The 10787-nt window shown below is 44.2% G+C and carries 7 protein-coding genes; 5 read left to right on the top strand and 2 right to left on the bottom strand.

From position 1 onward, the window contains the following. Positions 1 to 33 precede the first annotated feature (33 nt). Positions 34 to 996: a protochlorophyllide reductase gene (locus tag H6G86_RS16110; protein ID WP_163931646.1), complete on the top strand. Its 963-nt coding sequence runs from the start codon at positions 34 to 36 to the stop codon at positions 994 to 996. A 392-nt stretch (positions 997 to 1388) separates the two neighbouring features. Beyond that, the gene (locus H6G86_RS16105) at positions 1389 to 2009 is read left to right on the top strand and encodes a TMEM165/GDT1 family protein (protein ID WP_190935172.1); all 621 of its coding nucleotides are present in this window, start codon (positions 1389 to 1391) and stop codon (positions 2007 to 2009) included. Positions 2010 to 2104: 95 nt separating this feature from the next. On the opposite strand, the gene H6G86_RS16100 is transcribed toward H6G86_RS16105, so the two are convergent. Beyond that, positions 2105 to 3001, bottom strand: a complete 897-nt coding sequence (locus H6G86_RS16100) for a tetratricopeptide repeat protein (protein WP_190935171.1) — start codon at positions 2999 to 3001, stop codon at positions 2105 to 2107. Positions 3002 to 3380: 379 nt separating this feature from the next. Here H6G86_RS16100 and patR point away from each other — a divergent pair, with 379 nt between their 5' ends. Then, positions 3381 to 4412 carry a heterocyst master regulator PatR gene (gene patR, locus H6G86_RS16095; protein WP_190935170.1) on the top strand — a complete coding sequence of 344 codons (1032 nt, stop codon included), beginning with the start codon at positions 3381 to 3383 and terminating at the stop codon, positions 4410 to 4412. Between the two features lie 100 nt (positions 4413 to 4512). Here patR and H6G86_RS16090 read toward each other — a convergent pair whose 3' ends face one another. Continuing rightward, positions 4513 to 5682, bottom strand: coding sequence for a homocysteine biosynthesis protein (locus H6G86_RS16090; RefSeq protein ID WP_190935169.1), 1170 nt, complete (start codon positions 5680 to 5682; stop codon positions 4513 to 4515). 771 nt (positions 5683 to 6453) lie between these two features. Between H6G86_RS16090 and H6G86_RS16085 the strand changes: the two genes are divergently transcribed. Together H6G86_RS16085 and H6G86_RS16080 are read left to right on the top strand one after the other, a co-directional pair. After that, the gene (locus H6G86_RS16085; protein ID WP_190935168.1) at positions 6454 to 7335 is read left to right on the top strand and encodes a DUF4231 domain-containing protein; all 882 of its coding nucleotides are present in this window, start codon (positions 6454 to 6456) and stop codon (positions 7333 to 7335) included. Between the two features lie 1125 nt (positions 7336 to 8460). Beyond that, positions 8461 to 10722 carry a family 2 encapsulin nanocompartment cargo protein terpene cyclase gene (locus H6G86_RS16080; RefSeq protein WP_190935167.1) on the top strand — a complete coding sequence of 754 codons (2262 nt, stop codon included), beginning with the start codon at positions 8461 to 8463 and terminating at the stop codon, positions 10720 to 10722. The last annotated feature ends 65 nt before the right edge of the window (positions 10723 to 10787 follow it).

Raw genomic sequence — 10787 nt, 5'->3', positions numbered from 1 at the left:
AGAGAAAAAGGTGATTAACAGAGTCTGAATAGAATGGTACAGGATAGGAAGTCAACGGTTGTAATCACAGGTGCCTCTTCAGGGGTCGGTTTGTACGCTGCCAAGGCTCTTGCTGAAAGGGGATGGTATGTAGTAATGGCCTGTAGGGATGTAGCCAAAGCTCAACTGGCAGCCCAATCTGTGGGAATCCCGCATCAGGGCAGCTACACTATCATGCATATCGATCTTGGCTCTTTGGATAGCGTTCGACAATTTGTGAATAACTTTCGAGCAAGCGGCCACTCCCTAGACGCTTTGGTGTGCAACGCCGCAATTTATATGCCCTTAATAAAGGAGCCTTTACGCAGTCCAGAAGGTTACGAGCTAACTGTCACCACAAATCACCTGGGACATTTCCTTTTGTGTAACCTAATGCTAGAGGATCTGAAGAAGTCATCTTCAGAGCCAAGGCTCGTAATTTTGGGAACTGTTACCCATAATCCAGATGAACTGGGTGGAAAGATTCCCCCGCGTCCAGACTTGGGCGATTTGCAGGGCTTTGCAGAAGGGTTTAAAGAGCCGATCTCAATGATTGATGGTAAGAAATTTGAACCAGTCAAAGCTTATAAGGACAGCAAGGTTTGTAACGTGCTGACTATGCGGGAACTGCATCAGCGCTATCACGAATCAACTGGTATCGTCTTCAACTCTCTCTATCCGGGATGTGTTGCAGAAACGCCACTATTTAGAAACCACTATCCCCTATTTCAGAAAATCTTTCCATTATTCCAGAAGTACATCACTAAGGGATATGTGTCTCAGGAATTGGCGGGAGAACGAGTTGCGGCGGTGGTTGCCGATCCTGAGTACAATCAATCCGGTGTGTATTGGAGTTGGGGAAATCGCCAGAAGGAAGATGGTAAATCCTTTGTTCAAAAGGTTTCTCCTCAAGCCCGCGATGACGACAAAGGCGATCGCATGTGGCAACTAAGTGCTAAGTTGGTCGGACTTGCATAATGGGATAGGATTTGGCCTTAACCTTGTGCATGATTCATCTTATCTGTCCAGCACTCACAGATGAGGAGTTTTTACCAAAGTAATCTCTGAATCGGGCTGTATGTGACGCTTTCTTTTTTTAAAGTTATATCTCTCCATTCTCCACTCTTGACTTTTACCTATAACAGATGTAAAATCAGATTCGCATTGAAGGGGAGTAGCTGCTGGCAAAAAAATAAAAGCCAGTACATCTGAATCAACATACTGGCGATGAGCCTGGTTCAGGTGGCGAATAATAAATATTTGAAAGCGAGACCTTCACTAAGTTCACACCGAAAAGTGTAAACTTGGTGAGGTCTTTTGGTTCTCATCAAGCTTCACATCGGTAAAGGATTCTTCAGGAGCTTGAGAGAGTGTTAACAGCTTTTACCGCAGGTTTATTATTAATCACAGTTTCAGAATTAGGCGATAAAACATTTTTTATTGCCGTGATTTTGGCAATGCACCACCCACGGCGGCTGGTATTTATAGGTGTTACATCTGCTTTAGCAGCGATGACCATCCTTTCGGTGCTATTTGGACAAGCGGTATCTTTATTGCCAAAAGCTTATATTCATTACGCCGAAATAGTTTTGTTTCTTGCCTTTGGTATCAAGCTGTTATATGACGCTAGTAAGATGTCCTCGGCTGTTTGTGATACGGAAGTTGTACAAGAAGCCGAAGCTGCGGTGAAAAAAGCAGATTTGGAGTTACCAAAGAAAAAGACTTCCTTAGCAATTGTCATAGAAGCCTTTATATTGACATTTATGGCAGAGTGGGGCGATCGCACTCAAATTGCCACCATTGCCCTAGCCGCAGGTAATAATCCCATTGGAGTCACAGTAGGTGCAATTTTAGGACATGCCATTTGTGCTGCGATCGCAGTTATTGGTGGCAAAATGATTGCCGGACGCATTTCTGAGCGTCAACTCACCTTTGTTGGCGGATGCCTGTTTTTAGTCTTTGGTGTCGTAGCTGCTATTGAAGGATCGTGAGGGGAGCAGGGGGAGCAGGGAGATAAGGAGAACAACCCAATTCCCAATGCCCAATGCCCAATGCCCAATGCCCCATGCCCAATGCCCAATGCCCATTACTTCGGAGTACTTTTCAATGAAGGCGCGGCGGGAGATACTGCCGAATTAGGAATGGGGGAAGTCATTCCTGCCTTTTTAATTTCGTCTTTGTACTGAGCAGGTGCTAAAGCTGCGGCACTATCAAATAAAGGTTTTGCATCTGCGTCTTTGCCCTGTTGTTTCAAGAGCATAGCTTTTGCCACAACGGGGCGAAAATCTTTAGGATCTTTCTTAATTGCCTGGTCATATACAGAGCTAGCTTGAGCGTAGCGTTTCTGGGAAGCATGAACAGAACCTAACAACACCTGCACGGCTACTGTATCTACACTTCCAGGCTGAATTGTATTTGCTTGGGCTGCTTTCGAGAGGGTTTCTTGCAGCAAACCAATAGCTGCTTCTGGGCGTTGCTGACTGATTAACAAAGCCACCATTCCTTGCAAAGCCTTCAAATCGCCAGGTTTTGTAGACAAAATTGTGCGATAAGCTTGAGCGGCTCCTTCGCGATCGCCTATTTGCTGTTTAGCTTGAGCTAGTAGCACTGAATATTCTGACTGTTCGGGATTCAGCTTGGCTAGCTTTTCCAGGGGTTCAATTACGACTTGGATATCAGCTGGTTTAACCTCACTTTTTTCTTTTTGACTCAGTAGTTGTAGACGCGCTTGCAATAAGCCCTTAAGCGCAGTCTGATTTTCTGGTTCCCTTTGCAAAACCAGTTCATAACCCCGTACTTCATCTTCCAATTTTGATTTTTGGTCAGCAGAGGTCAAAGTGCCTCTGGTGCTAGCAGTATTCTGGTTTGAGGGTGGCGTATTATTAAATGCTCCAATTATGGGAATCACCGAAACACCCACAAAAGCAAGAATTGCCAGCGCCAAGATGATTTGAACTATCCAACGATTGCGCGGTTGAGACACAGTTTTGTCTTTCTCCTAAATTTTAATGACATTATCATTTACACAAATCGTAAAGTTAAAAATTTCCAAAACTTTGCGGAATACCGTCAATTGCCTGTGAATTTTATAACAATTAACTATTTACACTGCTAAAGTAAGTGATGACTTTAGGAGGAGCCGTCAGAATTGTAGCTATGATATGCTTCCGAAACTAGTGTAAAGGCGCTAAATTACACATTTAGTGTTTATACACTCAATTTAGCGCCTTTAGTATTGTTATAGAGTACCCTAGTGTGACTTTGTGAAAAGCAAATATACTTTCATCAGTCGCACAAATGCTCTTTCCAGCTACCTTTATAAAATCCCACAATGGGATGTGTCTCCGCCGCAAGGAGTTTTTATGAATTCCGACCTGATGCCGTTGCCTGAATCCTCCAATTCTTCTGCCTCTAACCAGGGCCCAAATAAAATAGAGGCTGCCTCTAATGTTCACATAGTACCCAAGCCCTCTAAATTTGAAAATTCGCCTGTCAATCCCAGCGAGACTGACTCAAATGGGAACTTAGTCAATCGACAGCAACCGATTCCGCCTCCCAGCGAACCGATGCAGTACCGAGCGATCGGATTAGTCCGGGGTCGCTATCATGCTAGCAGCGAACAATTTACTCAAGGTACGCTACTAACCACAGATGGTGTAGAACTCAATGCCGTCCTCCTAGGCCGGATTATGAGCTTAGTCAAGAATCATCTAGACTTAGAAAAAGAACACTTGTGGGTAGTATATCCACGTACAAGACAAGAAAATGACACCTTGCACATCCAAATCGTCGGAGTTTGGGAGCCAGAAAATCTGGCTAAAAGCTCAACAGATGAGGACGAGTCAGATTTAGAGTTGCAAGAGTCACAGACAGTTGATGATGGCTTATCCGAAAATTCTGAATTAAGCACAATTCCCACGATCCCTTCATCAGAAGTAGCTGATGGTGGTTTTTCTGTTCGTGGTGAGGTAGTCTACCAATCTTTTGACGCTAAGAGTTTAGTAGTCAAAATTAGGCAGGCTGCACGCAAACCAACTGACAAACCCAAGTATTTCAAGTTGAAATTGAGGGGTGTCCTGACCACCAAAGCGGTAGGAAAGTTCTGGGATTTCCAAGCCAAGCGAGAAGCTGATGTTTTGATCGTAGAAAAAGCTGAAGCGATCGCTGACTTGCCCAAAAAACGCAAACCACCATTCAGAGGTGGCCCTCGTGCTGGCGGTAGCGGTGGTGCTGGTGCTGGTGGTAGAAAACCATTCCCCCCCAGACGCAGTGGCGAAACTCCGCGTCCCATCAAGAAAACAGGCGCAGGCGGCGACACCTCTGTGGTGTCAAAACCTATACCAAAAACGCCTGCTCCTAAACCCATCAAGCGACCGAAACCGACTCAAGAATAGGGAATGGGGAATTGGGCATGGGGCATGGGGCATGGCTCAGTAATCAGAAGTTATTAATTATTCTGCCTCCCCGGCTCCCCCCATTCCCTGCTCCCCAAGATCAAAAATCCGTTCGACGGTCTTGGGGTAGAAAAGATCGCTCCATCGGAATTGGAGAAACTGGTTCTGTGAGGGTAAACGTCCCTGCTTCAATCCATTTTTTCAACTCTAGGGCAACTTGCCTAGAAAAAAACAAACTCGCTAAGGGGGCAGAGCGTACAGCTTTGCCCTCAATAGTGATCCTCCCAGATTTGAGTTGGGCATAACTCACCAAACCAAAAGTGGGACGAACGCGCCGGGGAATGGAAAAATCTACTATTGGGGCTACTAAGTCTTCATCCTGTACGGCGCAGTGTTCAACTACTTGTTCATTTAATACGGGGAGTGGAACACCAACCCCTAACATCAATGAGGGACCATAACTTTTAAAGTAACAACCCCGCACCCAATGAGCATCCATTTGTTTGGCATCACCAATTAAAGCTAAAGTGGCAGAAGGTCCAATGGGTGTACGATTAGCTAAACGCTTTTGTAAGGGGAAGTGCTGAGTGCCTTCCCAGGCAACATAGCCAATACCGCCGCCTAAAAAAATCCGAGTCCCTATACCAACAAGTTGCAAATCAGGATCGTTGAGTAAGGGCGAAATAGCGCCAGGATTAGAGTAAACGGCATTCCCTAGACGCGGTTGTAAGGGGCCCAGATAGGTGAAGAGGGGGCGATCGCCACCATTTACACCAACAATAAAATTTTGATAAAGATTGCGCGGATTGAATAAATAAAACTGATTAATCGTTTCACGGGTAACTGTAGTTTCAAAACTTGCTCTGGGGTAACAATCTGTCACTTGTCCTTGCGCTTTTACATGTATAGCTTTACCAGCGATCAAATCTTCGATTACATGACCACCGCCACGTTCTCGGACTTCTTCTCCGTCTGTTGTCTCCACAGCACAACTCGCACCCAAATATAAATCTACTGCCCCAAAACCAGAGTATGCTGGTACGCCATCTAACCAGCAACGACGAATTTTGATCGGAGGGTCAGTGTGTCCGAGATTGATAATTGCACCGCTTGATTCCATCGGCTCAAACGTACCAGTGGTAATTACATCAACTTCTTTAGCCGCCTTAGTAACACCAATTTCTACAACTCGTGCTTTTAACTCTTCAGTTGTCAACACTACCGCACGTTGGCGGATGATTTTCTCGTTAATTTCTGCAATTGTTCGCATCTTATCAGTGCTAGCGCTTCCTGCTATCTTCCTCTCTGAAGGATATCTTGATAAATCAGAGAATCTTGCATAATTTCCTGTCGAAATAGTTGTCTACCAATCTTGACACGACAGCTTAACACCCCCGATAGGCTTAAAATTCCCCAAAAAACAATTCGACTATTGCAAAGTCCAAATCATATATTTTTTGCCACAAGCACAGTAATTGTATCAAAAGTATTTTAATAGCTACGTAAAATTACTATCAAAAAAGCCTTGCATTATCAATCAAATGTATGTATGGTTAGGATTAATTAGACTTGCTGTATCTAGATAATTTTACGTGAACAGAAAAAACATTTCTGGCTTTTGTAAAGCATCTCAGCCAACTAGTCAATCACAAAATAGGAGCTAATAGTAGATGCTAGAAGGTTTTGCTAAGGGAGAAGTTACTTAAGAGCAATTATATAAGGGATATCTAAGCAAAAGTTAGAACTCTATATATTTGCGAAGTTGTCCTGACTTATACACCCTCAGCACAATTAATTCTATTTATTGCTATTCATTTTATCGAAACAGAATTCAGGAGTCAGGAGCCAGAATTCAGTTGGGTATTCTATGCGACTGGTGGATAAAGCCGGCGGCAAGCGAGTCCGCGTTCGCTTTTAGCGTCTCGTAGAGAGCGTCTTGATTCTGACTCTTGTTAGCGGATAGCTAAGGTTTAGCTCATTCTGACTTCTGAATTCTTCTTCAATGCTACATTTCACCCGATAACGAATTGAGTAAAAGGCAATGACTACTTCTGAACTACCTAATCTTAATCAAATAAACCAAAAGAAAGTTTCTGATAGGATTGAAAATTTATCCTCGACATCAGATGAAAAAAAGTTATTTAACTTAAAGGTAATTGAGTATCTATTACTTGCAGCTTTTGTTTCTTCTGCACTCTTTATTGTTTTTCTTTCCGAAGATAAAACAGTTGTCATTTCTGGAGCAGTAGCTCTAACTTTCTTATTTTTTTTGTTGCTTATCAATAGACAAGTATTCCAGAACTATAAGAAGGCAGCTTATCAGTCAGAACTCACAAAAAAAGCTGAACTGTATAGTTATCTATTAACTAACCCTAATTCTTGGGATAAAGAAACACTGACTCTAACAAGAGGAAAAGCTTTACAATACAGCCAAGACTTGATTGACGATTATAAAAAAATTAGGGGTGTATCAAGGAACCTTTACTATAGTTTGCAAATCGCGACAGTGATATTATCAGGAGTCACACCAATTTTAGTTCTGGTAGACAAATTAGAAGCAGGACAAGCTTGGCTCAAATGGCTGCCTGTACTCTGCCCAGCTATTGCTTCTATAGTTGCTAGTATCGTTACCTCTTTTCCTTTTCAGAAGAATTCTCTTGCTGCTAATACAGCAGTTGAATTGTTAGAAGCTGAACAAGAGAAATTTATATTGGGTGTAACTCCACCTTATCGTTGTTATGATGTGTCTGACGAAAGCCAACAGCAACAAAAGGCAAGTCAAGCATTAGAATACTTTATTGTTCAAGTGAACAATATTCATCTCAACCAATTGCAACAAACGAGTGACACGCAATCAGAGAAGACAGAATCTACTTCTTCATCTAATGAGTCAAACAAAGCGGGAGCAGAGGTAACGAAGTAGAAATATACTTGATGAGTTAATTGCGATCGCAAATTAGTCAAGTATTGGTTCAAATAGGATTTTTTCAGACTAACTGGAAAGACTAAGATTCCCAACTTATTAAAAAAGCGGGGAATCTCATTATTATTTCACACAATTACAGCTTTTGTAAGAGAGGGAAAGGGCTTTCTATTAACCCTTTCCCATTTTGCTGAATTATGTAATAAATCTAATCTGCTAGCTAGGGTTGTGGTTAAAAGTGCTGGTTACAATGTTGGTTTTTTGATTCTAGCAGCGATCGCAGTTGTAATTTTTAAAGTTTTTTGGTTTCTGTATACTAAAACAAAAACAAAATTTAATAGAAAGATATCACTTCCAAAGCATCTAGCGAAACCACAATTTTTTCATATATATCATCATTGGGCTGACTTATATAGGTTCGGGTTTAGAGCCTCTACTTGGTTTGTGGATGAACCGAGCCGTATTGCTTTAGTTGCAAAGATTTACAATCAGTAATTATTGTTTAATAACTGTCTTAAATAGTTTAATTATCCGCTTAACTGTCTTAACTGTCTTCTAGTTGTTCATTTTTTAATTTAACTATCTGCTTAACTGTCTTAACTGTCTTCTAATTGTTCATTTTTTAATTTAACTATCTGTTTAAATGCTTGAGTCTACGTATTGCTTTTTTTCTATAACCATGAAAGATTATGAGAACACCATAAATTACTAAACATTTATTTGCCATCATCTGAAATGAGTAATCACTCAAACAGATTTTTCAAGTCTCCTATCTTTAGGTATAGGGAACTTGAGCTAAAAATCACATAGCTTTTTATCTGGACTGAAGAGTATTTTATCGAAACAGAATTCAGGAGTCAGAATTCATTCTGAATTCTCTACGAGAAACTACGCTATCAGTTGTGGGTTTGAATTGCTTACTGATTGATTCTGACCAAAAGCGGAGTATCTTTGGCTTTGCTCCTGAATTCTGAATTCTTCTTCAAATTATTACATTGATACAAGCCACCACCAGAAAACTATACGTGGGGACATAGTGCGATTGGTGAAGATGCTCATCAATTGCCAATCTCAGCCACGAAATGAAGACAGCAAGAAGACTCCAGAGGAGGTTACGCGCAGATCATGCAACCCTTTGAACTGCCAGAATTTTACATGCCTTGGCCCGCGCGGCTGAACCCAAACTTGGAAGCGGCGCGATCGCATTCCAAAGCTTGGGCTTACCAGATGGGGATACTTGGCTCAGAAGAGGAAGCGGAAAGCTCGGTTATCTGGGACGAGCGCACATTTGATGCTCACGACTACGCCTTGCTTTGCTCCTATACCCATCCAGATGCGCCGGGAGCGGAGCTTGACCTAGTGACCGATTGGTATGTTTGGGTGTTCTTTTTCGACGATCACTTCCTGGAAATCTATAAGCGCACCCAAGACATGGCTGGGGCAAAGGAATACCTTGACCGATTGCCAGCGTTTATGCCAGTGCATCCCACTGATACCCCTTCGATTCCGACCAACCCAGTAGAGCGCGGCTTGGCTGACCTGTGGTCTCGCACCGCCTTTACTAAATCTGTGGACTGGCGACTTCGGTTCTTCGAGAGTACCAAGAACCTCCTTGAAGAGTCTCTGTGGGAACTTGCCAATATCAACCAGGATCGTGTCGCCAACCCCATCGAATATATTGAGATGCGGCGCAAAGTTGGTGGCGCTCCGTGGTCGGCGGATCTTGTCGAACACGCCGTGTTTATAGAGATTCCGGCTGACATTGCCTCGACTCGGCCAATGCGTGTACTCAAAGACACATTTGCCGATGGGGTACATCTACGCAATGACCTGTTCTCCTACCAGAGAGAAGTGGAGGATGAAGGCGAAAATGCCAACTGCGTGTTGGTCTTGGAGCGCTTCTTGAATGTGAGTACCCAGGAGGCAGCTAATCTCACAAACGAACTGCTGACCTCGCGGTTATACCAGTTTGATAACACTGCCGTCACCGAGTTACCCCCCCTCTTTGAGGAGTACGGACTAGACCCAGTGGCTCGTGTGAACGTTCTCCTTTACATCAAAGGACTCCAGGACTGGCAATCGGGCGGTCACGAGTGGCACATGCGATCGAGCCGTTACATGAACAAGGGAGGAGACAATTCTTCGACATCCACACTTCTGGGAGGCCCCACAGGGCTAGGCACATCGGCGGCGCGGATTGAATCGTTATATGCGGCCTTGGGTTTAGGAAGGTTCAAGAGGTTCACTCACGTTCCATACCAGGCTGTGGGAGCAGTGACACTGCCGAAGTTTTACATGCCCTTCACTACAAGCTTGAATCCCCATCTGAATGCTGCGCGGAAGCATTCCAAGGAATGGGCGCGCGAGATGGGGATGCTGGAATCACTACCTGGTATTCCTGATGCCGTCATCTGGGATGACCACAAGTTTGATGTTGCCGACGTAGCCCTCTGTGGTGCGTTGATCCATCCGAATGGGTCTGGTCATGAGCTGAATCTGACAGCGTGCTGGCTTGTCTGGGGAACCTATGCCGACGATTACTTCCCGGCGCTCTACGGGAATAACCGCAACATGGCTGGTGCGAAAGTATTCAACGCCCGACTGTCGGCGTTCATGCCTCTGGATGACTCCACCCCCAGCGAGGTTCCGACCAATCCGGTAGAAGCGGGCTTGGCAGATATTTGGTCTCGCACAGCTGGTCCCATGTCTGCCAACGCGCGGACTCAGTTCCGCCGCGCAATCCAGGATATGACTGACAGCTGGGTGTGGGAACTCGCCAACCAGATCCAAAATCGGATTCCCGACCCGATAGATTATGTTGAGATGCGCCGTAAGACCTTTGGCTCGGATCTGACCATGAGTCTGTCACGACTAGCTCAGGGCAACGAGATCCCGCAGGAGATTTATCGCACTCGAACGATGCGATCGCTAGATAATTCCGCCGCCGACTACGCCTGTTTAACCAACGATATCTTTTCCTATCAGAAAGAAATCGAATTCGAGGGCGAAATCCATAACTGTGTGCTGGTCGTTCAGAATTTCCTCAACTGCGATTTGCCGCAGGCCGTTGAAGTTGTCAACAACCTGATGACCTCTAGGGCGCTCCAGTTTCAACTCATCGTTGCCACCGAACTGCCAGTTCTTTTCGATGATTTCAACCTGGATGCAAGTACCCGCGAGAAACTGCTCGGATACGTCAAGAAACTAGAGCAGTGGATGTGCGGTGTCCTCAAGTGGCATATAACGGTAGACCGCTATAAGGAATTTGAATTGCGTAATTCGTTAGCAGGGCGGCTACTTAGTGGACCCAGAGGGCTGGGGACTTCTGCTAGGCGTATTGGATCGTTGATTGGTGAGGGGAATCTAAGGTCATTACTCGGTCAATGAAGTTAGGTTTTTTGTCCGTGAATAGAGTTTTCAAAGTCAGTATGCGATCGCGTGAGATCGGTTTT

The sequence above is a fragment of the Nostoc sp. FACHB-133 genome (genome assembly GCF_014698055.1).
GTDB lineage: Bacteria > Cyanobacteriota > Cyanobacteriia > Cyanobacteriales > Nostocaceae > Nostoc.
This window is presented reverse-complemented; position numbering and strand designations above follow the sequence as displayed.